The organism is Streptococcus suis (assembly GCF_016743335.1).
GTDB classification, from domain to species: Bacteria; Bacillota; Bacilli; order Lactobacillales; family Streptococcaceae; genus Streptococcus; species Streptococcus suis_Y.
Window position 1 is genome coordinate 26,682 of the sequence record NZ_WCJE01000001.1, and the last position, 24,265, is coordinate 50,946.

At 40.8% G+C, this 24,265-nt stretch carries 19 protein-coding genes; 12 read left to right on the forward strand and 7 right to left on the reverse strand.

Annotated features, from left to right (window positions below; genetic code table 11):
* Window positions 1-111: 111 nt before the first annotated feature.
* The 5 genes from F9856_RS00140 to F9856_RS00160 form a co-directional block, all read right to left on the reverse strand.
* Complete coding sequence (locus F9856_RS00140) at window positions 112-483, reverse strand: DUF956 family protein (RefSeq protein WP_202105376.1); 372 nt, start codon at window positions 481-483, stop codon at window positions 112-114.
* A 59-nt stretch (window positions 484-542) separates the two neighbouring features.
* Window positions 543-1,454: a PTS system mannose/fructose/sorbose family transporter subunit IID gene (locus F9856_RS00145; protein ID WP_105128468.1), complete on the reverse strand. Its 912-nt coding sequence runs from the start codon at window positions 1,452-1,454 to the stop codon at window positions 543-545.
* Between the two features lie 17 nt (window positions 1,455-1,471).
* Complete coding sequence (locus F9856_RS00150; protein WP_024399371.1) at window positions 1,472-2,284, reverse strand: PTS mannose/fructose/sorbose transporter subunit IIC; 813 nt, start codon at window positions 2,282-2,284, stop codon at window positions 1,472-1,474.
* Between the two features lie 31 nt (window positions 2,285-2,315).
* A complete protein-coding gene (locus F9856_RS00155) occupies window positions 2,316-3,308 on the reverse strand; it encodes a PTS sugar transporter subunit IIB (RefSeq protein WP_202105377.1) in 993 nt (330 codons plus the stop codon).
* 228 nt (window positions 3,309-3,536) lie between these two features.
* Window positions 3,537-4,349 (reverse strand): Cof-type HAD-IIB family hydrolase, encoded by an 813-nt coding sequence (locus F9856_RS00160; RefSeq protein WP_192369418.1) that lies wholly within the window; start codon window positions 4,347-4,349, stop codon window positions 3,537-3,539.
* Between the two features lie 343 nt (window positions 4,350-4,692).
* Here F9856_RS00160 and F9856_RS00165 point away from each other — a divergent pair, with 343 nt between their 5' ends.
* Complete coding sequence (locus tag F9856_RS00165) at window positions 4,693-6,153, forward strand: NCS2 family permease (protein WP_202105378.1); 1,461 nt, start codon at window positions 4,693-4,695, stop codon at window positions 6,151-6,153.
* A 347-nt stretch (window positions 6,154-6,500) separates the two neighbouring features.
* Here the strand turns inward: F9856_RS00165 and metF are convergent, their stop codons facing one another.
* Both metF and metE read right to left on the reverse strand, forming a co-directional pair.
* Window positions 6,501-7,361, reverse strand: a complete 861-nt coding sequence (gene metF, locus F9856_RS00170; RefSeq protein WP_053861571.1) for a methylenetetrahydrofolate reductase [NAD(P)H] — start codon at window positions 7,359-7,361, stop codon at window positions 6,501-6,503.
* Window positions 7,362-7,364: 3 nt separating this feature from the next.
* Window positions 7,365-9,614 (reverse strand): 5-methyltetrahydropteroyltriglutamate--homocysteine S-methyltransferase, encoded by a 2,250-nt coding sequence (gene metE / locus F9856_RS00175; RefSeq protein ID WP_202105379.1) that lies wholly within the window; start codon window positions 9,612-9,614, stop codon window positions 7,365-7,367.
* Between the two features lie 291 nt (window positions 9,615-9,905).
* Between metE and F9856_RS00180 the strand changes: the two genes are divergently transcribed.
* The 11 genes from F9856_RS00180 to F9856_RS00230 all read left to right on the forward strand — a co-directional run bounded on the left by F9856_RS00180 (window position 9,906) and on the right by F9856_RS00230 (window position 24,118).
* Complete coding sequence (locus F9856_RS00180) at window positions 9,906-11,477, forward strand: ABC transporter substrate-binding protein (protein WP_202105380.1); 1,572 nt, start codon at window positions 9,906-9,908, stop codon at window positions 11,475-11,477.
* Window positions 11,478-11,566: 89 nt separating this feature from the next.
* Window positions 11,567-12,529 carry an ABC transporter permease gene (locus F9856_RS00185; protein WP_202105381.1) on the forward strand — a complete coding sequence of 321 codons (963 nt, stop codon included), beginning with the start codon at window positions 11,567-11,569 and terminating at the stop codon, window positions 12,527-12,529.
* Entirely contained in the window at window positions 12,526-13,356 is an 831-nt protein-coding gene (locus F9856_RS00190; protein ID WP_044690184.1) for an ABC transporter permease, read from the forward strand. The genes F9856_RS00185 and F9856_RS00190 overlap by 4 nt, the downstream gene beginning before the upstream one ends.
* A complete protein-coding gene (locus tag F9856_RS00195) occupies window positions 13,356-14,216 on the forward strand; it encodes an ABC transporter ATP-binding protein (RefSeq protein ID WP_202105382.1) in 861 nt (286 codons plus the stop codon). The genes F9856_RS00190 and F9856_RS00195 overlap by 1 nt, the downstream gene beginning before the upstream one ends.
* A complete protein-coding gene (locus tag F9856_RS00200; RefSeq protein ID WP_202105383.1) occupies window positions 14,209-15,090 on the forward strand; it encodes an ATP-binding cassette domain-containing protein in 882 nt (293 codons plus the stop codon). The genes F9856_RS00195 and F9856_RS00200 overlap by 8 nt, the downstream gene beginning before the upstream one ends.
* A gap of 84 nt (window positions 15,091-15,174) precedes the next feature.
* The gene (locus F9856_RS00205) at window positions 15,175-15,864 is read left to right on the forward strand and encodes a gamma-glutamyl-gamma-aminobutyrate hydrolase family protein (protein ID WP_202105384.1); all 690 of its coding nucleotides are present in this window, start codon (window positions 15,175-15,177) and stop codon (window positions 15,862-15,864) included.
* A gap of 110 nt (window positions 15,865-15,974) precedes the next feature.
* Window positions 15,975-19,808: a hypothetical protein gene (locus F9856_RS00210; RefSeq protein ID WP_202105385.1), complete on the forward strand. Its 3,834-nt coding sequence runs from the start codon at window positions 15,975-15,977 to the stop codon at window positions 19,806-19,808.
* 178 nt (window positions 19,809-19,986) lie between these two features.
* Entirely contained in the window at window positions 19,987-20,844 is an 858-nt protein-coding gene (locus F9856_RS00215; protein WP_044759061.1) for a MetQ/NlpA family ABC transporter substrate-binding protein, read from the forward strand.
* A gap of 156 nt (window positions 20,845-21,000) precedes the next feature.
* Window positions 21,001-22,368: a M20/M25/M40 family metallo-hydrolase gene (locus F9856_RS00220; protein WP_202105386.1), complete on the forward strand. Its 1,368-nt coding sequence runs from the start codon at window positions 21,001-21,003 to the stop codon at window positions 22,366-22,368.
* The gene (locus F9856_RS00225; protein WP_202105387.1) at window positions 22,361-23,425 is read left to right on the forward strand and encodes a methionine ABC transporter ATP-binding protein; all 1,065 of its coding nucleotides are present in this window, start codon (window positions 22,361-22,363) and stop codon (window positions 23,423-23,425) included. Before F9856_RS00220 ends, F9856_RS00225 begins: the two co-directional genes overlap by 8 nt.
* The gene (locus tag F9856_RS00230) at window positions 23,426-24,118 is read left to right on the forward strand and encodes a methionine ABC transporter permease (protein WP_014638544.1); all 693 of its coding nucleotides are present in this window, start codon (window positions 23,426-23,428) and stop codon (window positions 24,116-24,118) included.
* Window positions 24,119-24,265 lie beyond the last annotated feature (147 nt).

Here is a 24,265-nt window from a genome sequence, read left to right on the forward strand (position 1 = left end):
TTTAGCCAACGGTAGAATTTCACAACTTTTTCCTATCTGCTCACAGCGACCGCAGACTTTCTGGAAGGAGCCAGATGCTACTTATCCGTTTCTACTATTATACTTGATTTTTTATTTTTTGGCAAATAGATTCGAAATTTTTCTGCCGATTGTTTGCATAAGAGTCGGTAATTTCACAACTTTTTCATTGCCGATATGCTCACGGGCAATTTTTAGGATTTTACCAGAATCTTTGGAGGCAAATAAGAAGCGACTTTTTTCTGTATAGATTTCAAAATGCCGACTGATTTTATTGTGATGTACATTGGCTCCGATGGATTGAATCGAATCCCAAGGAATCTGGATATAGCGCTCGACATTATTGTCTGGGTAGAATTCAAGTGCTTTGTCCCCAATGAGAAATTTACCAACCTTACCACCAAAGCCCATGTAGGAAACTCCTGTGGTTTGTAGTTCAACGCTTGTATTTTGTGATTGTGCCATAGTGCTCCTTTCCTAGATGTTCATTATATCATAAAACCCCGCAAGAGCGGGGTCCTTGATTACATAATGTTGAAGAAACGAGCAAGAATACCTACGATGAAGAGACCGATAATCATTGTGATTGGTGTTACTTTCTTCTTAAGCAAGTGCATGCAGAGGAAAGTAAGGAGAAGTCCCATCAAACCAGGAATCAAGCTGTCCAACTGACCTTGTAATGTTTGAGCTTGAGTTGGTTCAAGGCTAAGTCCGCTAAGAGCTTGACCAAGAATACCTTTCAACTCAGCACCAGTAACAGTACCTTCTGGGAAGACGATGTAAGCACCTTCTGACAATTGTTTAGCAGGAAGATTTACAGCGAAAGTAATTGATACCCAACGTTGAACTAGAACAGCGAGGATGAACATACCAAGGATGGATGCACCTTTAGTGATGTCTTGAAGGATACCACCAGACATGTCTTTAGTGATTTCGCTACCAGCCTTGTAACCAAATTCTTGAGTATACCATAGGAAGGCCATACGGATTGCGTTCCAACCAAAGAAGAAGATGATTGGTCCCATGATATTTCCAGATAGTGCAAGTGAAGCACCCAGAGCACCAAGGATTGGACGAACAGTAAACCAGAAAACTGGGTCACCGATACCAGCAAGAGGTCCCATCATACCGATTTTCACACCTTGGATAGCTGTGTCATCGATAGCAGCACCGTTTGCGCGCTCTTCTTCAAGGGCAAGAGTTACACCAAGGATTGGTGAAGCAACGTATGGGTGAGTGTTGAAGAATTCCAAGTGGCGCTCAAGAGCAGCAGCTTGATCTTCTTTTTTCGTGTAAAGTTTTTTGATAGCTGGGATCATTGCATAAGCCCAACCTAAGTTTTGCATACGCTCGTAGTTCCAAGAACCTTGAAGGAAGGTTGAACGCCACCAAACTTTTTTACGATCGCTTACGGAAAGTTGAATTTTTTCTGACATGATGAATCTCCCTTCTCTTAGTAGTCTTCAAGAATGTCGCCGATTGGGTCATTTGAACCAGCGTTACCACCGTTACCTGATCCGCCTTGTTTAGAGAGGTTGAGGTAAATGAAAGCAATAGCAACACCGATGGTTCCAAGTGCAATCAGTGTCAATTGGCTGATAGCTGCAAGGGCAAAACCGATTGCGAAGAATGGCCATACTTCACGAGTCGCCATCATGTTGATAACCATAGCATAACCTACGGCAACAACCATACCACCACCGACTGCCATACCGCCTTTGAGCCATTCAGGCATTGCTTCAAGGACACCTTGAACAGCTTCAGCTGGCATTGCAAGTAGAAGAGCTGCAGGAATGGCAATACGCAAACCTTGAAGGAGAAGAGCGAACAAGTGGTAACGTTCTACCGCAGCGAAGTTAGCATCTTTAGCAGCCTTGTCTGCACCGTGGACCAAACCAACTGAGATAGTACGAACGATCATTGTAAGGAAAAGACCAGCTACGGCAAGAGGGATAGCAGTTGTTGTTGCAACGGCAATACCTTCTGCTGAGAAGTCGCCACCTTTGATCATGATGATTGCAGCAGCTACAGAAGCAAGAGCAGCGTCAGGAGCAACAGCTGCACCAATGTTTGCCCAACCAAGTGCAATCATTTGTAGAGAACCACCAAGCATAACACCTGCAGCCAAGTTACCAGTCACAAGACCGATAAGGGTACAAGCTACCAATGGTTGATGGAATTGGAATTCGTCAAGGATACCTTCAAGACCTGCGAAGAAGGCAACGATGACAACGAGAATTGCAGAAATAAGTGTAATATCTGACATGTTGTAATCCTTTCTATACTAACAAACCGATTTATTGAACGTTTGCCTTGTTGATAAGTTCAAACAAGTCTTTCTTCGAATCGTTTGGTACTTTACGCACATCAAATTCAACGCCAAGGTCACGCAATTTTTCAAAGGTTGCAACGTCATCTTTGTCCATTGACAATACATTGTTAACCATTGTTTTACCAGTTGAGTGAGCCATAGAACCAACGTTCAATTCTTTGATTTCTACGCCACCTTCGATTGCTTCAAGAGCTTCTTGTGGTGTTTCAAAGAGAATCAAGGCATGTGTGTTACCAAAGCGAGGGTCTTTAGAAACCTCAATCAATTTCTTGATTGGGACAACGTTCGCTTTCACGTTACCAGGAGCAGCCTGTTTGATGAGTTGTTTGCGCAATTCATCTTTCGCAACTGTATCTGAAGCAACGATGATACGATCTGCCTTAGAAGCAGGAGTCCAACCAGTCGCCACTTGACCGTGCAAGAGACGAGTATCGATACGAGCCAAGTTGATTTTCAACTTGCCATCTCCGATAACAGTCCCTGGAGGGATTGCACCTTGTGGAGCGGCTGGTACTGCATCAGCTACTGGAGCAGCTTCTGCGGGTTGAAGTTCTTCTGGAAGAACCTTCACACCATCCTTGGCTTCCTTGATAATGTTTGCCGCAACTTCTTCCACGCCAGCAGCAGCGTTAATCATACGCTCTGTGTAAGCTTGGATCAGCATTGGCAAGTTTAGACCGGTGATGATAGCAAACTTACGATCTGGATTTTCACCAGCTACACGGCTTGCTTGGTTGAATGGTGAACCACTCCAAAGGTCAGCCAAAACCAAAACTTCATCATCGGCATCGAATGCGTCCACGGCAGCATTTAGCTTAGCGTATAAATCATCTGGACCTTCACTTGGCATAAAAGTAACAACTTGTACTTTTTCTTGTTCGCCAAAGATCATTGAACCTGATTGATGAATACCAGCAGCAAATTCGCCATGACTTGCAATAATGATTCCAATACTCATTATTGTTCCTCCTAAATTTTTTCTAGTTCCTTTGAAATGTAAAACTATGAATAGGCTTACATTTTTTGAACTTGTCTATTATAAAACGTTTTCAGTGCATTTGTCAAGAGGAATTATGTTAAAAGTGCAAAATGTTTCCGAAACTTTTCATAATCGTATTTCAGAAAAGTGATAAAAATATGCAACGAATATGACAAAAACCTGACAGTTTATCAGGTTTTTTGATGTCTATAAAAATAGGTTTTCTAGTTCACGTGCGACACCATCTTCAAAATTAGCAAATGCTGTCAATCTGTCGGCATGTGGACGAAGTGTATCGCTACAATTTTTCATGGCATAGGCTGTTCCTGCTAGGTCTAGCATCTCAACATCGTTGTGCTCATCGCCGAAGGCAATTAAGTCGCTAGGAGTGGCTTGGTAGAGGTTAAGAACATAGCTCAGAGCGGTTGCCTTATTGACACCTTTTGCACAAGTTTCGAGGATATTTAATGGTCCTCCCCACGTATTGATTTCTAACTCATCTTTGAAATAGGCATTCATTTCTTTTGCAAGTTCATACTTATCAGTTGCACGAGTCTGCATAAGGATGGAATGAGGATCACTAGTGATTAATTCAGGTTTGATGAGTGTATCTGGAGTAATCTGTTTAACTCCCATCAGAGCAGGATCAATCTTGTCTAAGTTCTTTTGAGTGATGTAGAATTTATTCTTGTATTCACCAGCAATAAAATCTGCCTCGAATGTTTCTTCTTCTTTTAGAAATTCGAGTAGGTATTTTTTGTCGATTAAAATATTTTGTTCCCATTGCCATTTCTTTCCAGGGATGTGAACTAAAGAACCGTTGAAATTAATCATGGGAGTATCCAGTTCTAGTTGTTGGTAAAATTTTTCAGCCATTCGATAGGGGCGACCTGTGGCGATAAGAACGGTGTGTCCTGCTTGGCGGACCTTCTTTATAGTTGAGATGGTATAATCAGATAATTGGCTATCATTATTGAGCAATGTGCCGTCCAAATCGATAGCTATAATTTTTTTCTTCATATTTAATAGCATTCCTTTCTAGATTCGTTATACTAGTTTTTAATAGTGAATAGTATTTAGGTAGTAGCTAGACTGCTGAGAAATTATTTTATGCGTCAAAGAATAGTACTTGTAGGTAGCCACATCTTGAACTAATAATTTCCAGTATAACAAAAGGAGATAATAAAAGCAAAGAAGCGATAAATTTTGTATAGATTTTTGCAAGCCTGCAACGTTCGGGATTTACGGATGTTTTAAGTTGAAAATCAATAAAATAATGTTTTCGAGATTAAAAAACTTGAAATTAGAATGTTTTTTGATTATAATGTTTTTATCGTTCGTAAATTAAAGGAGAAATGAAAAAATGGATCAATTTTTTAAATTGAAAGAACAAGGAACGACTGTTTCTACGGAAATTATGGCAGGACTTACAACTTTCTTTGCCATGTCCTATATTTTGTTCGTTAACCCGAGCGTATTGAGTGTGGCAGGTATGCCAACTCAAGCAGTATTTTTAGCGACTATTATTGCGAGTGCTGTATCAACGCTTGTTATGGGATTATTTGCTAACGTACCTTACGCCTTGGCACCAGGTATGGGGTTAAATGCCTTCTTTACCTATACAGTGGTTATTGGTCTTGGTTTTACTTGGCAGGAAGCCTTGGCAATGGTTTTCCTCTGCGGTTTGTTTAACGTTTTTATCACCGTTACAAAGGTTCGTAAGAGCATTATCAAGGCGATTCCGATTAGCTTGCAACATGCCATCGGTGGAGGTATCGGGGTTTTCGTTGCCTATCTTGGTTTTAAAAATTCAAACCTGATTACTTTCCTGACTTCTGGCTCAGACATTATCACTGTCAATGGTGTTGCACCTGCTGAAGCGACAGCAGAAACTTTTTCAAATGGTGTCTTCTCTGTTTTGGCGGGAGGTGGTGTAGTCCCATCTATCTCAACATTTACAGATCCAAGCGTCCTTCTGACGGTTTTCGGATTGCTACTAACAGCAGTACTTGTGATTAAAAATGTTCGTGGCGGTATCCTAATTGGTATCGTGGTGACTACTCTCGCAGGTATTCCTGCCGGTGTTGTAGATGTATCATCTATCAATCTTGCTTCAAACAACATTGGGTCAGCCTTTGGTGAGTTGGGAACAACCTTCCTCGCAGCCTTTGATGGTATGGCATCACTCTTTAGCGACACTAGCCGTCTCCCGCTCGTATTAATGACTATCTTTGCCTTCAGCTTGTCAGACACCTTTGATACACTTGGTACCTTTATCGGTACAGGTCGTAAGACTGGTATTTTCTCAGAAGAAGATGAGAAAGCTCTCGAAAATGGTACAGGATTTAACTCTAAGATGGACAAGGCGCTATTTGCAGATGCGATTGGTACCTCTATCGGTGCACTATTTGGTACTTCAAACACGACAACCTATGTGGAGTCGGCAGCGGGTATCTCAGCGGGAGGTCGTACTGGTCTGACAGCTGTTACAACTGCCGTTCTCTTCTTGCTATCAATTTTGATTTTACCATTCATTGGAATTGTGCCAAATGCTGCAACAGCTCCAGCCTTGATTATCGTCGGTGTCATGATGGTTTCATCCTTCCTTGATGTTGATTGGAGCCAGTTTGAAGACGCTCTTCCAGCCTTCTTTGCAGCCTTCTTCATGGCGCTTTGCTTCTCTATCTCTTACGGTATTGCAGCAGCATTTATCTTCTATTGCCTAGTAAAAGTTTCAACTGGTAAGGCTAAAGAAATTCATCCAATCCTTTGGGGTGCTACAGCTCTATTTATTCTGAATTTCATCATTCTAGCTATCTTGTAATCTGTTTATTATCCTTGAACTGATCTTCATTTGAAGGTCAGTTTTTTTATTTACGATTAAAATATATGGGAATCAATGTGATTTATTCAGCAGAATGCTGTATTGAATATTGTAAATTGTAAACGGATGGAGTTTATTTTTCCATTTCATCGCTTCTCTGTCTCCTTTTAGTGCCATTTTTACTCCTTGTGACTGTATTTTAAATGGCTGTTCGTTATTGTAAGCAAGATGTCACATACCTAGACATCTGCTGGATTAATGTCATGATGGGGTGAAAAAATTATCATGTAGTCTTTGGGAGTCACAGGGCATAGAATAACCCCTGAGCTTGGGCTCAGGGGAGTTTTCTAACTATAATGTTTGAATAGCGAATGAGTTGCTTGATGGATGGTGCGGGCCGTTTCGGCATTGTTCATGGTATAAAGATGAACACCTGCGACATCATTGGTCACTAAGTCAACAATCTGATCTACAGCATAGGCCAGACCTGCTGCGCGAAGAGATTCAGGATTGTGCTCGTATTTTTCCAAGATGGCCTTGAATTTACGAGGGAGGCGGATATTCTCACAGGTTTTCAAGAGTCGAAGTGCCTGATTCCTGTTGATGATAGGCATAATACCTGCGATAATAGGCACTTCGATGTCTGCTAGAGAACATTTCTCCTGAAAGTTATAAAATGCTTCGTTATCGAAGAAGAGTTGAGTTACCAAGGTTGAGCAACCGGCATCAACTTTCTTTTTCAAATTTTTGATGTCTGAGACAGAATTTGGTGATTCTGGATGTACTTCTGGATAACAGGCTCCAATAATGTCAAAATGTGGGGCTTCTTCCTTGATAAAGGAAATCAAGTCAGTTGCATATTGGAAGTCCTCTTTAGGGGGAAGACCTTCAATAATATCGCCACGAAGTGCTAAAATCTGATGCACACCAATTTCATCGAGAGAATGAAGAACGGATCGGACCTTTTCTTTTGTCAAGTAAGCAGCTGGCAAATGTGCGATAGTTGGAATATGCAATTCATTGCGAACATGGTTAGCCAACTTGACAGTCGTCTCTTCTACGTTCAAATTGTTATTGCTGCATGTAACACTGATAAAATGAGGGGCCAAACCTTGCATCTCATCGAGAGTTTGGATAATTTTTTCATTGCCTACTTCTGGTTTTGGAGGAAAAATTTCAAATGAGAGACTTGGGGTTTGACCAATCATAAATTAGAGTTCCTTTCTGGCTGCCTTAGCTGCTTGGGTCAAGTGGATAAGGCTAGCTTTTGTTTCTGATTCGCCACGAGTCTTGAGTCCGCAGTCTGGGTTAATCCAAACTTTTTCTTTCGGTACTTTTGCAAGGATGGCTTGGATCGTGTGTGCAATTTCATCAACGGCAGGGACACGTGGAGAGTGGATGTCATAGACACCAGGACCTACCTGAGTTTGGAAATTCTTAGCCTTGAGTTCATCTAGGATAACGAGATTTGAACGACTGGCTTCAAAGGAGATAACGTCCGCATCCATATTGTCGATGGCAGGAATGATGTCAGTAAATTCGCTATAGCACATGTGAGTGTGAATTTGTGTATCTGGTGCAACAGTTGAGTGTACTAAACGGAAGGCAGGGATTGCCCAATCAAGATACTCGCTGTACCAGTCGCTACGACGGAGTGGTAGTTTTTCACGAAGGGCTGCTTCGTCGATTTGGATGATCTTGATACCCGCTGCTTCAAGGTTGAGAACTTCTTCCTTGATAGCAAGGGCAATTTGAAGAGTTGATTCTTTGATAGAAATATCTTCACGTGGGAATGACCAGTTGAGGATGGTTACAGGACCTGTCAACATACCTTTAACTGGTTTGTTGGTACGGCTTTGAGCGTAGCTAGACCATTTGACAGTAATTGGGTTCAAGCGTGTTACATCACCCCAGATGATTGGTGGTTTTACCCCACGCATACCGTATGATTGTACCCAACCGTTTTTACTGAAGAGGTAGCCAGACAGGTTTTCGCCGAAGTACTCTACCATGTCGTTTCGTTCAAACTCACCGTGAACTAAGACATCGAAGTCAACTTCTTCCTGCCACTTGATCCACTCATCCGTACGAGCTTCTACAAAGGCATCATACTCAGCTTCGGTAATATCTCCACGGCGGAAGGCCAAGCGTGTGCTGCGAATTTCTTTTGTTTGAGGGAAAGATCCAATCGTTGTTGTCGGAAGAAGTGGTAAGTTTAGCTTCTCGCGTTGAATGACTTCACGCTCTGCAAAGACTGGTAGACGTGTATAGTCAGCGTCTGTCAAACTTGCAAGACGATCGGCAAGCGCTGTGTCACGCCCTACACGTTCAAGGGCAAAGAGGTCTTTGTTAGCTTTGAGAGCAACTTCGCCTTGACCGTTACGGATGGCATCCAAATCACGTAATTCGTTCAATTTTTCAACTGCAAAGGCAAAGTGGTTGAGAATTGCGGGTTCAAACTCTTCATTTGCTGTTGTGAAAGGCACGTGAAGAAGGGAGCAAGAAGTTGTTAGGACGACATTTTCAGCTGGAATAGCATTCAAAACAGCTAGGCTCTTCTCGTAGTTGTTGCGCCAGATATTTTTACCGTTGACGATACCAGCGTAGAGCGTTTTATCAGCTGGGAAGCCTGTCGCAACAAGTGCAGCAGTTTCTTTACCTTCTACAAAGTCAAGACCGATGGCATCAACTGGTAGGCTGGTCAATTCTGTGTAAATATCACGAACATCACCGAAGTAGGTTTGGATGAGGACTTGCAAACCTTTCTTATCTGCCAAGAGTGTTTGGTAGATACGTAGGAAAAGGGCTTTTTCTTCTGCAGTCAAGTCCTTGACCAAGCTCGGTTCGTCCAGCTGGATTTTTTCAGCACCAAGCTCTGCCAATTTCTCAAAGACTTGTCCGTAGGCAGCGACTAAGCTATCAGCGAAATCAGTAGCAGTTAAACCTTCTTCAAAATCAGTTAATTGTAAGAGTGTGAATGGACCAATCAAAACTGGACGAGTTGTGATGCCCAAGTTCTTTGCTTCTTGGAATTCATCGAAAATCTTATGACCAGCTAGTTTAATCTCTGTATCTTTTTCGATGGCAGGAACGATATAGTGGTAGTTGGTGTTGAACCATTTTTTCATGGGTCTAGCACGAACATCACCTTTTTCACCTTGATAGCCACGCGCAAGGGCAAAGTATTTTTCAAGGTCTGTCAATTCAAGCTCCTGAACAGCTTTTGGTACGATGTTGAAGAGAACAGCTGCATCCAAAACATTGTCATAGTGGGAGAAGTCGTTGCTTGGGATTTCAGTAATGCCAGCTTCTTTGACAATAGTCCAGTGCTTGGCACGCAAGTCTTTAGCTGCCGTCAAAAGTTCTTCTTGTGGAATTTCATTTCTAAAGTATTTTTCAGTAATAAATTTTAACTCACGGTGTTCGCCGATACGTGGGAAGCCGATAATAGTAGTAGTCATGGTTGTTCCTCCAAAATATTTCTATGCTCTTATCCTAACAGAAAAAATACCACTTGTATAATTGTAAAAAATTAGATGTTGTTATAGTTTTTAGTTATAACAACCTTGGTATGGATTTTGTGTTTAGAATGTCTACTATATAATACAACTATTTTATTTTTCAACACTTCATAATACAGAGTAGATAGTATCGCTATAGTTTTTCTTAATGAGTTGATAAATATTATATATTTGTCAAAATTTTATATCCTTGGTAGACTAGTACTACTTTTTGAAATTGGAGGAAGTTCTATGAAAAAGAAGTGGCTAACAGGCTTATTATCTACAGTAGCAGTACTAACCTTGGCAGCTTGTGCTAGTAGCGGTTCATCAACTGCATCATCAAGCTCAAACTCAGTTGCCGATTCGGAAACTTTTACTTATGCAATTAATGGAGATCCTAGTTCGACAAACCCAATCAATACTAGTGATCGTTGGGGCTTGACCTTAACTAATTTTATTTACTCTCCACTTATTCGTGTTGAAGCAGATGGTACCTATGTAAATGAATTGGCTGATTCTTATGAAGTTGCCGAAGATGGTCTAAGTATCACCGTTAAACTTCGTCAAGATGTCAAGTGGTCTGATGGGGAAAGTTTCAATGCTGATGATGTCATCTTTACTTATGAACAAAAGCTTAAAAAGGAAAATGGTGGTTCAGATGGTCTTTATATAAATGACCAACCAGTTAAGCTTGAAAAGTTGGATGATTACACGGTTAAATTCGTTCTTCCAGCTGTTTCTGCACCAGCCTTGGACAATATTGTTACGGAAACATACATTATTCCGCAACACATTTTCAAGGATGAGGCAGACTTCTCAGCAAGCCAATTGACAGCGACACCAGTGGGAACTGGTCCGTACAAGTTTGTAGAATACAAGCATGGTGAATATATCAAACTTGCTGCTAATGAGTACTACTACAAGGGAGAGGCTGAAATTGATAACCTCGTTTTGAGGATTATTGAAAGTGCTGATACGACTAAAGTAGCCTTACAAACAGGTGAAGTGGACGCGGCATTTGTCCTTCCTTCTGATATTCAAGATTTGAGTACGGATACCATCACGACCTATGCCTATAGTGAGAATCGTGTCGGTTATCTTGGGCTCAATACTTCGACTGAAGAATTGAAGGATGTAAAAGTTCGTCAAGCCTTGCTATATGCCTTGAACAAAGAAGAGTTCAACCAAGCTGCTTACTTGGATAAAAAATACTATGAAAATCCATATTCATTCTTGCCTGTTGCCAATCCATATGTGACGGAAGATGTTGAGAAATATGAGCAGAATTTGGAAAAAGCAAAACAACTCTTAACTGAAGCAGGTGTCAGCAATCTGACTTTAAATCTTGGTTATGCAGGTTCTGATGCAGCTCAAACTTTACAGGCTACCTTAATTCAACAACAATTGTCAGCTATTGGTGTGACAGTTGAATTGGCAGGTGGGGACTCTACAGCACTCTTTACAGAGTTGAAAAAAGAAGGTTCAACAGCTTATGACCTTTTCTTGGGTGGCTATATTATGGGAAATGACCCTGATCAATATGCTCGCCTATTTAAAACAGGTGGAGCTTCAAACTACTTCAAATTGTCTTCAAACGAAGTGGATAGCCTCTTTGAGCAAGGAGCTGTTGAATTGGATCAAACGAAACGCGAACAAATCTATGATGATTTGCAAGCGACACTGGCTGACCAAGCTGCTATTTATCCAATCGTAGATAACAAGAAAGTGTTGGCGGTGAACAACCGTGTGAAAAATGTAGAAGAAGCGGGTTTGATTCCAATTTATACATTTGAAGATCCGTCGAAGTTAACAATTGAATAGTCTTTGTATGCTGGTATGACCAGCAAAGAGGAGAAGGAGTGGTAAAAAGTGGAAACTCCTCCCCTCTTTTTCGTGTTTTTGGAGGATATATGTTTCGATATATTGTCAAAAGAATCTTGCAGGCAATTCCTCTCTTGCTGCTGATTTCTTTTATTGTCTTTTCTTTGATTCAATTGGCACCGTTTGATGTCATAGATTCGATGACAACGCCAAATATGAGTCAAGAACAAATTGATTTATTAAAGGTAAAATATGGTTTGGATCAACCGTTTCTCGTTCAATACGCTGTCTGGCTGAAGGGGTTACTGACTGGAGATTTAGGTTTTTCACTGATGACTCAACACTCGATTGGGGTTGATTTGGCTGAAAAAATACCCAATACCATTTCATTGGTCTTGCCTGCATATGTGACGGCCCTAGTCTTAGCGATTACATTGGGTTTGCTTGCTGCATCCCAAAAGGGTAAATGGGTAGACAAGATTATTGATGCCTTTGCTTCTGTAGGAATTGCAGTCCCGACTTTCTGGTTTGCCATGATTTTAATTTACTTTTTTGGATATAAATGGCAGGTCTTCCCATTTATTGGGATGTATACCTTGGGAAAAGAAGGAAACCTTCTTGATTTTCTGGCACATTTTACCTTACCCTATGTGACCTTGACAATGGCATTCTTACCAGAATTGATTCGGTTTATTCGAGCCTCAGCAATTGTCGAAGTTGAGAAAGATTATGTGACCGTTCAAGAGGCTTTCAAAGCCAGCCGATTTGAGATATTTGGGAAACATGTGGCCCGCAATGTTTTGATTCCTATTGTGACTCAAATTGGGATGGCCTTGCCGATGCTAGTAACAGGTGCTATCATTACAGAAACCATTTTTGCATGGCCGGGAGTTGGTCCTTATTTGACAGCAGCTACAAAGAGCTTAGATTATCCGGTTATAATGGCAGTCATGCTCTTGTCAGCTACCTTGGTAATTCTTGGGAATCTCTTATCAGATATTCTCTATGCTGTGGTGGATCCGCGTATTTGGAAAGGAGGAGAAGGTCAATGATTTTGAAGCAATTTAAGGAGACTGTAAAGAGTTCGCCACTCTATTTATTCTCGATTTTGTTCATTCTTTTTCTACTATTTTTATCCTTGATTGCACCACTGATCCCGATAGATCCAAATGTGACCAACGTAAGTCAGATGAACCAGGGTCCTAGTGCAGCGCATTGGTTTGGTACAGATCAGGTGGGACGTGATTACTTCATTCGAGTGATTTATGGTGGTCGCATCTCACTCTTAGTTGGTTTATTGGCAATGACTGCATCAGTTACGATTGGAAGTCTTGTTGGTATTACAGCAGGCTATCTTGGAGGAAAATGGGATAATGCTATTATGCGGTTTGTCGATGTCCTATCATCCATACCTTGGTTGGTTTTAGTTATCGTCCTCAGCGTCTTTCTGAAACCAGGTTTGACTACGATTATCATTGTAATAGGTGGTTTTTCTTGGATGAGTATTGCTCGGATGTTGCGTGCTGAAACATTGAAAGCTAAAGTGGCGGATTATGTTGGGTATGCTGCCTTTATTGGTTTAAAGAAACCAGTGATTGTCTGGCGGCATATCTTTCCAGCAATCCTTCCGACTTTGATTGTGACCGCTTCAACTAGTATTTCCTCAGCTATTATGACGGAATCAGCCCTCAGCTTCTTAGGAATGGGGATTCAACAACCTCTAGCATCCTGGGGAAGTCTCTTGCAAAATGCCCAGTCTACCTTGCAGAGTGCTCCTCATATGGCAATATTGCCTGGACTTTTTATCCTATTGACCATTTATTCATTTAACAATATCGGTGATCTGATACGGGATTGCCTTGAAAGAGAGGTCTACTAATGTCAAAACAGCTAGTCGAAATAAGTAACCTCACCATTATCAACAAAAAGAGAAATGGACAATCGATACTGGTGAAGGGGATTGACCTGTCTATTCCCAAAGGAAAAATTGTAGGTATTGTTGGAGAATCTGGTTCGGGTAAGAGTTTGTCGATGAAGTCTCTGATGGGCATTTTACCAAAAAGTTTGGAAGCAAGCTATGATCGATTTGAAATGAATGGAAAGCAAGTACATAATCCAAAGGTTTTGCCTTTGTCCATGATTTTTCAAGATCCAATGACCTCTCTTAATCCCTTGCGGACAGTAGGTTATCATTTACAGGAAGTTCTAAGACGTTTTCAACCCAAGTTGACTAAGGAAGAACGGGACAGAACTATCCATGAAATGTTGGAAAAGGTGGGAATTGAACATCCAGAACTGCGTCTCAAACAGTTTCCTTTTGAATTTTCAGGTGGTATGCGTCAAAGGATCATGATTGCCATGGCCTTATTGACCAAGCCAGATATGCTCATTGCAGACGAGCCAACAACTGCATTAGATGTAACTATTCAGGCCCAAATCTTGGCCTTGCTCAAAGAATTACAGGAACAGTTGGGGTTGACAGTTGTGATAGTGAGTCATGATTTCAGTGTTATTGCTGGAATCTGTGACTTGGTTTATGTCATGAGGAATGGATTGATTGTGGAACACGGAACGGTTGATTCTATCTTTTCACAACCCTTACACGCATATACCCAGTCACTATTAAGAGCAGCTCGTTTGGAAGCCAGTCTTGGAGCGGTTTTAGCCGACTCCGAAGATAGTCAGTTAATTCAAGTTAGTCCAGGACATTGGGTTAGAAAGGAGGAGAAGAATGGATAAGGAAGTTCTAGTACAGGTTTCGGATGTGAGCAAAACTTACTCTAAGAAGAATTGGTTTGGGCAAGAGCAACGTGTCGATGCTTTGACCGGTGTAAATGTGTCTATTTATAAAGGTGAGACACTTGGTCTGGTTGGTGAATCTGGCAGTGGCAAATCGACACTTTCTAAAATTGTCTTAGGATTGGAAAAGGCTAGTCAAGGCCGGGTTGATTTTCCAGGTTTGACATCAGAAGAATTAAATAATCAAGCCCTGCAAGTGATTTATCAAGACCCCTATTCTTCTCTCAATCCCTACCTGTCGGCCTTAGAACTGGTCAAAGAACCTCTCTACTCACTTCCTAAGAAGGAGGCGGAAGAGAAGGCTCTAGCTATGTTGAAACGGGTGGGTATAGAGGGGGATGCTGTACACAAACGCCCTAAATCTTTTAGTGGTGGTCAACGCCAGCGAATTGGCATCGCTCGTGCAGTCGTTTCTCATCCCCAATTTATTGTTTGTGATGAACCGACCTCGGCTCTTGATGTGTCGATACAGGCGACCATACTGGATTTGTTGAACCAGTTGCAAGAGGATTTAGGACTGACCTATCTCTTCATTTCTCATGATCTAAACTTGGTGCACCAATTCGCAGATCGTATTGCGGTCATGTACAAGGGAAGCTTGGTTGAAATTGGTCCAGCACAGGATATTTTTCAAAATCCCCAACATCCCTATACCAGCTACCTCTTGCAATCCAATCTGAGCCTTGATCCGCTGGAGGCACGTGCTCAGTTGCAAGAGCTATCTCAAACTGGGCTTATAAAGGATTTTGTAACAGATGGTGTGTGGACTCAGGTGGATAAGGAACATTTTGTACTAAAGGCAACTGATAAATAATTTTTATCAGCCCATAAAACTTCTATATTAGACAGGGCTAGTCCATCGTGTTACAATATATAAAATCGCAGAAAGGAGTTTCTTATGGGAAAGGTGATTATTGGAATTTCAGGAAATGAGCAAGAATTTCCAACTAAATCTGGTCGCGTATATGTAACGGTAGCGCGTGAATTGGCAGACAGCGTTCGTCAGGCAGGTGGTGTGCCAATGGTTATTCTTATGGGAACTCCTGACTTAGCCAAGGATTATATCGATATGATTGACAAGTTGATCTTGTCAGGTGGTCAGCATGTGGATCCAAGTTTGTATGGTCAAAAACGTTTGATAGATAGTGATGACTACCTCTTGGAACGGGATGAATTTGAACTGGCTTTGATTGAGGAAGCCCTTCGTCAAGGGAAGCCCATTTTTGCGGTCTGCCGAGGGATGCAGTTGCTGAATGTTGCTCTAGGTGGTAGTTTAGAGCAGGAAGTGGCTGATCATTGGCAAGAGGGTATCGAGGGAACATCTCATCGTTTACAGGTTAAACCAAAGAGTCGTGTCAGTCAGTTGTTCTCTCAAGGTAGCTCCATTAATTCCTTCCATCATCAGCGTATTAAAGATTTGGCACCAGGTTTGGTGGCAACTGGACTAGATCCACGAGATGGAACCATTGAGGCCTACGAAGGCAAAGGGAACCAAGCTTTATTTGGTATCCAATGGCATCCAGAATTTTTATACAATGATTGTAAACAACATCGAGACCTGTTTCAGTATTTGGTGGATGTGTTTTAGTCATATTCTTTGCACTCAAGTAATTGAGTGTTTTTTGTAATAATTTGCCAGTAAATACTTTATAAATCAGATAAAATTGTATATACTAACAGTAGTTAAAGGAGGATTATATGTCAAAGAAATGCCAAGAATCCAAAGGTTATGGAAGTATTAGAAAAGGAATCCATGGGGCAGTAGGAGTGTTGACTCTAGGTTTGCTGTTTTCTACTACGGATGTTGTCTTTGCTGATGAAGTGAGTGAGAATACTCCCACTATAGCAAGTTCTGAACAAGTCATAAATACTTCAGAAACTCTTAAATTAACTGCAGAAAATGATGTCGCAATATCAACCGAAATTGTAGGAAACGAGGGGACTTCAGATGTTGAAACCACGACAGGTACAAATTCTTCGATAGTAGAAGCTGTTCCTTCAACTGATGTAGAAGTAAGTAATATAAGCGGAGAGTCAATTTCAACTACACCAGAATCAAATACGAATTTAGAGGCTAATGTTTCATCGACCAGCTCTCCAGCAACAGATAGAGCATCAGTGGTGTTGGAAGACCGTACAGCACCAAAACTTGTCTCTTATACATTAGATAAAACAGAGTATCAGGCTGGAGAAACTATTACTTTGACAGTTGAAGTTTCAGATGACAGTGATTTACTCGATGCTAGTGCAAGCTTAGGCACTTATTCTGAATCAGGTGTTCGTTCTCTCAGTTTAAGTGCAGATTCCTCTAGTTTGGAGTTTCTTTCCAATGGTCACTTTCGTATTAATCTTACAGGAGTTATCCCTTCTAACCGCCCCAGCGATGAGTATAGATTAGACTATATCGGTTTAGGTGACTCGATTGGTAATAGCAGTTCATATTTTCTTTTTGAACAAGGAGAGAAAGGGCTAGTTCCACTAACAGTCAAAGTAAGTGGGACGGTTACAGATCGTATAGCTCCTAAATTAATTTCTTATCATTTTGATAAAGCCGAGTATCAGGCTGGAGAAACTATTACTTTGACAGTTGAAGTTTCAGATGACAGTGATTTACTCGATGCTAGTGCAAGCTTAGGCACTTATTCTGAATCAGGTGTTCGTTCTCTCAGTTTAAGTGCAGATTCCTCTAGTTTGGAGTTTCTTTCCAATGGTCACTTTCGTATTAATCTTACAGGAGTTATCCCTTCTAACCGCCCCAGCGATGAGTATAGATTAGACTATATCGGTTTAGGTGACTCGATTGGTAATAGCAGTTCATATTTTCTTTTTGAACAAGGAGAGAAAGGGCTAGTTCCACTAACAGTCAAAGTAAGTGGGACGGTTACAGATCGTATAGCTCCTAAATTAATTTCTTATCATTTTGATAAAGCCGAGTATCAGGCTGGAGAAACTATTACTTTGACAGTTGAAGTTTCAGATGACAGTGATTTACTCGATGCTAGTGCAAGCTTAGGCACTTATTCTGAATCAGGTGTTCGTTCTCTCAGTTTAAGTGCAGATTCCTCTAGTTTGGAGTTTCTTTCCAATGGTCACTTTCGTATTAATCTTACAGGAGTTATCCCTTCTAACCGCCCCAGCGATGAGTATAGATTAGACTATATCGGTTTAGGTGACTCGATTGGTAATAGCAGTTCATATTTTCTTTTTGAACAAGGAGAGAAAGGCCTTATTCCACTCTCGATAACGGTTAATAGTATTACTTCGGGTTCAGTCTTGATTCATTATCAACTTGAAGATGGGACTACCATAGCTGAAGACAAGAGAATTTCAGGCGTGGTGTCGACGTTAGCATTTGGTTCGGAGGCACCAGTTGCGACAGGGATTACATACGATACTAGTAGTGAAGCTCCATTGTTTCTGAATGGTATGGATGGTAGGCAGTATTATAAGGTTAAAGTAGACGGTGTAGAGCAGGGGCTTTTGAAAGCAGGTTTGACGGAAGTAACCTATACCTACACACCTTATTTGGTATCCACAGAGCAGGTCGAAAAGAAAATAGGCAAGGTGATTGTTCAGTATCAAACAAGGTCAGGGCAAACTCTTAAAGAATCAGTTGAAGCCGTTCCAGAAACATTAATTAGTTATCGGGAAAAAACAATTTATGCTGATGGATCAGAGAGCTTATCTGAACCAATTCAAAGCTATCCAGATTTCAATGTCTATGATTATCAAGTGCGGACAATTGAGCAAGATGGAAAAATTTATAGATTATCATATGAGAACCAACCTTCTCTTTACGGTGAACTTGTAGAAGGTGATACGGTATTGACTCTACAGTATATTCCTGTTCCTAAATTGGAATCCCTGACATTTGATAAAGAGTCTTACCAGCCTGGAGACAAACTAACTGCTAGTTTTGTGGTTTCGTCAGAAGAGGAAATGGAGAGTATTTTCTTTGGATTATCTGATCAAAATTTGACAAGTCAGTATGTGCTTATAGGAGAGAGTAGCAGCCCAATCAAGCTAGCGGATAGACTATATCGCTTTGATGTTACTGTACCAATAGCAAGTGATTATCCTAAGTCAGACCTATCTTTGGACTTTATTTATTTGAATGCTAAAAACGAAAGTTCATCAAATAGCCTTTCAGAACCTGAAATTATTCAAAATATTGCTACCCAGGCTATCATCAACTCACCTAATATCGTTACTGATTTTTCAGCACCTAAGTTTATTGAGTTAGAAACTAGTCGAAATGAAGCTAAACAAGGCGAGACAGTTGAAGTGGTACTTTTAGTGGAAGACGATTCGAATATCGCATCTGTTATTCTTGGATTTGAAAGTGAGTCAGGAACGCTCCGATTTGGCGAAAATATTACGAATATTGAGCAATTGGAGGGAAATCGAAAAAGACTGACTTTATCTGAAACAATTCACTATTCTTATTTACCAGGACAATATGATCTGAGATATTTATATCTGACAGATATTTATGGCAATACGAGTTACTTATCCACTGTTGATAGTTTGCCTGCGAAAACCATTGTTGTCAATCAGGCTAATGATGTAGAAAATTTAAATCCGGTTGTTGAAACGACAATAGTAACCAATATTGAGGTTGTTGAAAAATCAAGTGGGCGAGTACTGATTCGCACAAATTTCCATGGTGAAGACCTTGAAGCAATGAAACAAGTGATTCGTGAGGCAATTTCAGCATATGAAAATGAACATGGTGTAACATTTGATTTACTTGGTACTGGTGAGAGTCAAATCTCTTCAAGGTCAGTTACTGTTGGAAATCGGACTCAAACAGAGGTAATACGTTCATACCAGCAACTAGTTGTAAATACATCGGATAACCCTCTGCCTGAAATTGAGAAAAAACTTCTACCAGAAGGTGTGATCTATGATAATTCAACTATCAGGCAAGCCTTATATACTATTCAATTTAAAGATGGTGAATCAGTAGTTAAAGAGAGTCGTCGAGTTGCAAACTCCACAATTGATAATGTCATTCGTGATGAAAGTAATGGTATTGATGAAAGGGCATATTATTTTGAATCTGTTGAGGTAAGTCAAGGTTTCACTACAATTTTTAGTAGCGATTTGAATTATAATGGTCCCTTTTATGAAATTGTTGTCAATTTGAAATCAAGCTCGAAAGTAGAAAATATAGAAGTAGACTCACCAGTCGAAGAAATGTCGCCATCTCGAACAGAAGTCGATCCGCCAGTCATAGAAACACCTGTTGCACTAATCAAAGGAGTATCAGCAGTTACTGAATCTTCAAGTACCCTAACTAATCTAGTATATCCAGTTATCGAAGTATCGACCCAATTGACAATGGGAAATACTAATAAAGAGGCTTTATATTCAGCAACTACCGTTTCGAGACAGAAAGTAGAATCTGAAAAATCATCGGCCTCTATCTTACCTAGAACAAATGGACATCAGTCAAAGCTACCAATTTTGGTGGGACTCGCACTTCTTAGCTTAACTGTAGCTAAAAGGAAAAAAGATTTCTTAGGCTAGCAAACTGGGAAATTATTACGAAAGAGGGAATGGTATCCCTCTTTTTATTATCAACGCTTATAATTGCAAGGGTATTTGTTATAACGAAAAGTTATAACTTTCTATAAAAAAAGTCAATTAGTCAGAAAGAAAATTCTGTGTTAAGATAGATACAGTTTTAATTTAAGGAGATCATTTTATGAAATTAAAAAAATTGTTTAGTTTGGCAACAGCTGCTTTATCAGTAGGTGTACTTGCTGCATGTGGTAGCTCGTCTTCTAGCTCTTCATCCGATTCTTCAGCAACAACTGTTCGTGTGGGTGTGATGAGCTTGAGCGATTCTGAGCAAGCCCGTTGGGATAAAGTTCAAGAAATTCTCGGGGACGAAGTGAAATTGGAGTTCACTCAATTTACAGATTACTCACAGCCAAACAAGGCAGTAGCTGAAAATGAGGTAGACATCAACGCCTTCCAGCACTATAACTTCTTGAATAACTGGAATGAAGAAAATGGTGAAGACTTGGTTGCTATTGCGGATACTTATATCGCACCAATCCGTCTTTACTCAGGTACAGCTGATGGAAAAAACAAGTACACTAAAGTGGAAGAAATTCCAGATGGTGCAGAAATTGCGGTTCCAAACGACCCAACAAACGAAAGTCGTGCTCTCTACCTTCTTCAAGCAGCTGGTTTGATCAAGGTTGGTGTATCTGGTACAGAATTGGCAACTATTGCTGACATTACTGAAAACAAGAAAAACTTGAAGATCACTGAGTTGGATGCAAGCCAAACAGCAAGCTCACTTAGCTCAGTTGATGCAGCAGTTGTAAACAACACATTTGTGTTGGAAGCTGGTTTGGATTACAAGAACGCTCTTTATAAAGAACAAAAAGATGAAAATTCAAAACAGTGGTACAACTTGATTGCAGCTCGTAGCGATTGGGAAAAATCAGAGCAAGCAGCAGCGATTAAGAAAATTATCGAAGCCTACCACACGGATGAAGTGAAAAAAGTTATTGAAGAGACTTCAGACGGTATGGATGAGCCAGTTTGGTAAAATGTAAATAGGTTGAGGACTGGGCAGAATTGTTCAGCCCTCTATCTGTTTTTATAGAGATAAGAAAAAATCTCTTAACCAAAGTCAGAAATGCGGGAGAATATTTGATTTTGGTTAGTAGATTTAATTGGTTTTCATTGAGTATGAGGAGGAAGTATGGCAGATAGTAAAGTTCAATTATTTGAAAATGATGCGATTATTCAAAATTATTTTGAAAAGTTGAAGGTCTTGATTTCAAAGAAATCTATTTTTGCTCAGCAGATTGGTTTGTTGGATGTGGCGACTTATTTGAAAGATATGTTTGAAGAAGCTGGTGCAGCTGTTGTTTTAGACGACAGCTATGCAGCACCATTTGTCATGGCTACGTTTAAGGCTTCGGTGCCAAATGCTAAGACCTTGATTTTTTACAATCACTATGACACGGTTCCTGCTGATGCCGATCAGGTCTGGGAGAAGGGCAACCCCTTCGAATTGACTATTTCTGAAGGTTATATCTATGGTCGCGGGGTGGACGATGACAAGGGCCATATCACAGCTCGTCTGTCGGCCTTGAAAAAATATCAGGCTAGACAGAATGGCCATTTACCAGTCAATGTGATTTTTATTATGGAAGGGGCAGAAGAGTCAGCTTCTGTCGACTTGGATAAGTACCTTTCAAAATATAAAGAACATTTGATTGGTGCTGATTTGCTTGTCTGGGAGCAGGGGCATCGCAATAGCCTACATCAGCTAGAAATTGCTGGGGGAAATAAGGGAATTGTGACCTTCGATCTTCAGGTTAAATCAGCTGATTTGGATATTCATTCTTCCTATGGTGGTGTCATTGATTCGGCAAGCTGGTATTTATTATCAGCTCTTCAATCCATGAGAGCGGCTGATGGGCAAATTCTGGTAGATGGTATTTACGAACAAGTGCAAGAGCCAAATGAGCGTGAATTGGCCTTAGTGGAAGAATTTGCACTGGCTACCAGTCAGTCTATGACGGATATTTATGGACTAACCCTTCCAACCTTGGTAGAAGATCGTCGTGAGTTTCTCAAGCGTTTGTATTTTGAGCCATCGATTACCATTGAAGGCTTGTCAACTGGCTATCTTGGTCAAGGTGTCAAGACCATCATACCAGCTCAGGCTTCTGCTAAGATGGAAGTTCGTCTGGTACCTGGGTTGGAGCCGCATGATGTATTAGATAAGATTCGCCAGCATTTGGACAAACATGGTTTTGACAAAGTTGAGGTTGTCTTCACTCTAGGAGAGATGAGTTACCGAAGTGATATGTCCCACCCTGCCATTGTCAATGTGATTGAATTGGCCCAAAAATTGACACCAGAAGGAGTTGCTGTCTTGCCAACGTCCCCGGGGACAGGCCCTATGCACACAGTCTTTCATGCTCTAGGTGTACCGATTGCGGGCTTTGGTCTAGGAAATGCCAACAGTCGCGACCATGCCGGTGATGAAAATGTCAGCATCGCTGACTACTATAGCCATGTTGAATTAGTAGAGGAGTTAATAGCAAGTTATGAGTAAGGAAATGATTAAGCTAGATAATATTGATGTAACTTTCCAGCAGAAAAAACGTACGATTGAAGCGGTAAAGGATGTGACTATCCATATCAATCAAGGGGATATTTACGGTATCGTAGGTTATTCTGGAGCTGGTAAATCTACCCTTGTCCGCGTCATCAATTTGTTGCAGGTTCCGTCTGCGGGTAAAATTACTATCGATGAGGATGTAATTTACGAGGGAGAAAAGGTCACACTTACCCCAGCTCAATTGCGAAGCAAACGCCGTGAAATCGGCATGATTTTCCAGCATTTCAATCTGATGGCTCAAATGACGGCAGAAGAAAACGTAGCCTTTGCCCTTAAGCATTCGGGTTTGAGCAAGGAAGAGAAGAAAGAAAAAGTTGCTAAGTTGTTGGACTTGGTTGGGCTTTCTGACCGTGCTGAAAACTATCCAGCTCAGTTGTCTGGTGGTCAAAAACAACGTGTTGCCATTGCCCGTGCCTTAGCAAATGACCCTAAAATCTTGATCTCAGATGAGTCTACTTCTGCCTTGGATCCGAAAACAACTAAGCAGATTTTGGCACTCTTGCAGGAATTGAATAAAAAATTGGGCTTGACCATTGTTATGATTACCCACGAGATGCAGATTGTAAAAGACATTTGTAACCGTGTGGCTGTTATGCAGGATGGTCGCTTGATTGAAGAGGGTTCAGTATTGGAAATTTTCTCTCATCCAAAAGAAGAATTGACCCAGGATTTCATCAAAACAGCAACAGGAATTGATGAGGCCTTGGTGAAAATTTATCAGCAGGATATTGTTCAGAATTTGCCTGAGAATAGCCTCTTAGTTCAATTGAAATATGCTGGTTCCAATACGGATACGGCGATTGTCAATGATTTGTATAAATTCTATCAAGTATCTGCCAATATTCTTTATGGCAATATTGAAATATTGGACCATACACCAGTCGGTGAGATGGTAGTGATCTTATCAGGAGAACCTGGTCAGTTGCACCGTGCGATTGAGGCGGTGACGGAGGCGCGTGTGGAAGTGACGATTTTGAAAGGAGCAAATTAGATGTTAGAATGGATTCAAACGAATTTTCCAGATATTTATAAATTGGGCTGGGATGGTCAGACAGGTTGGTTAACACATTTTAATTTGACCCTCTATATGACCTTTGTTTCCTTTGCTTTCGGTGGATTTATGGGCTTGGTGTCTGGTTTATTCTTGGTTTTGACAGGTCCACGTGGGGTTATTGCCAATAAGACGGTTTATTGGATTTTGGATAAGGTAGCTTCTATCTTCCGTGCCATTCCTTTCATTATTTTGTTGGCGGCCATTGCTCCTTTGACGAAAATTATTGTTGGAAAAACAATTGGTACAGAGGCGGCTTTGGTGCCGCTCGCTCTTTCAGTCTTTCCGTTTTTTGCACGTCAGGTTGAAGTGGTCTTGTCAGAATTGGACCGTGGTGTCATTGAGGCGGCTCAGGCATCAGGTGCGACTTTCTGGGATATTGTCCTTGTCTATCTGCGTGAGGGTCTGCCTGACTTGATTCGTGTGACGACTTTTGCTTTGGTTTCATTGGTTGGCTATACAGCCATGGCAGGAGCTATCGGAGCAGGTGGTTTGGGACAGGTTGCGCTATCATACGGCTACCTACGGTATAATAATGATGTGACCTTTTTAGCAACTCTTTTGATTTTAGTTATCATCTTCGTAATCCAGTTTATTGGAGATTTCTTGACGAGGAAGATTAGTCATAGATAAGTTATGTTTTGAGAGGACAGTTGGTCCTCTTTTTTGATGCAAAATACTTGACAAATTTCTTGTTATACTAGTATAACAAGGCTTGACTTTACAGCCAAGCCTTTCTAAAAAGCAAATTAGGGGGAATATATGTGTCCGAAATGTGGA

Bases quoted from the DNA above. Each gene is read 5' to 3' on its own strand.
- F9856_RS00200 (WP_202105383.1), top strand. From the start codon at position 14,209: ATGGATAAGGAAGTTCTAGTACAGGTTTCGGATGTGAGCAAAACTTAC.
- F9856_RS00160 (WP_192369418.1), bottom strand. From the start codon at position 4,349: ATGAAGAAAAAAATTATAGCTATCGATTTGGACGGCACATTGCTCAAT.
- F9856_RS00165 (WP_202105378.1), top strand. From the start codon at position 4,693: ATGGATCAATTTTTTAAATTGAAAGAACAAGGAACGACTGTTTCTACG.
- F9856_RS00215 (WP_044759061.1), top strand. From the start codon at position 19,987: ATGAAATTAAAAAAATTGTTTAGTTTGGCAACAGCTGCTTTATCAGTA.
- F9856_RS00195 (WP_202105382.1), top strand. From the start codon at position 13,356: ATGTCAAAACAGCTAGTCGAAATAAGTAACCTCACCATTATCAACAAA.
- F9856_RS00230 (WP_014638544.1), top strand. From the start codon at position 23,426: ATGTTAGAATGGATTCAAACGAATTTTCCAGATATTTATAAATTGGGC.
- metF (WP_053861571.1), bottom strand. From the start codon at position 7,361: ATGATTGGTCAAACCCCAAGTCTCTCATTTGAAATTTTTCCTCCAAAA.
- F9856_RS00150 (WP_024399371.1), bottom strand. From the start codon at position 2,284: ATGTCAGATATTACACTTATTTCTGCAATTCTCGTTGTCATCGTTGCC.
- F9856_RS00140 (WP_202105376.1), bottom strand. From the start codon at position 483: ATGGCACAATCACAAAATACAAGCGTTGAACTACAAACCACAGGAGTT.
- F9856_RS00180 (WP_202105380.1), top strand. From the start codon at position 9,906: ATGAAAAAGAAGTGGCTAACAGGCTTATTATCTACAGTAGCAGTACTA.
- F9856_RS00205 (WP_202105384.1), top strand. From the start codon at position 15,175: ATGGGAAAGGTGATTATTGGAATTTCAGGAAATGAGCAAGAATTTCCA.
- F9856_RS00145 (WP_105128468.1), bottom strand. From the start codon at position 1,454: ATGTCAGAAAAAATTCAACTTTCCGTAAGCGATCGTAAAAAAGTTTGG.
- F9856_RS00225 (WP_202105387.1), top strand. From the start codon at position 22,361: ATGAGTAAGGAAATGATTAAGCTAGATAATATTGATGTAACTTTCCAG.
- F9856_RS00155 (WP_202105377.1), bottom strand. From the start codon at position 3,308: ATGAGTATTGGAATCATTATTGCAAGTCATGGCGAATTTGCTGCTGGT.
- metE (WP_202105379.1), bottom strand. From the start codon at position 9,614: ATGACTACTACTATTATCGGCTTCCCACGTATCGGCGAACACCGTGAG.
- F9856_RS00210 (WP_202105385.1), top strand. From the start codon at position 15,975: ATGTCAAAGAAATGCCAAGAATCCAAAGGTTATGGAAGTATTAGAAAA.
- F9856_RS00190 (WP_044690184.1), top strand. From the start codon at position 12,526: ATGATTTTGAAGCAATTTAAGGAGACTGTAAAGAGTTCGCCACTCTAT.
- F9856_RS00185 (WP_202105381.1), top strand. From the start codon at position 11,567: ATGTTTCGATATATTGTCAAAAGAATCTTGCAGGCAATTCCTCTCTTG.
- F9856_RS00220 (WP_202105386.1), top strand. From the start codon at position 21,001: ATGGCAGATAGTAAAGTTCAATTATTTGAAAATGATGCGATTATTCAA.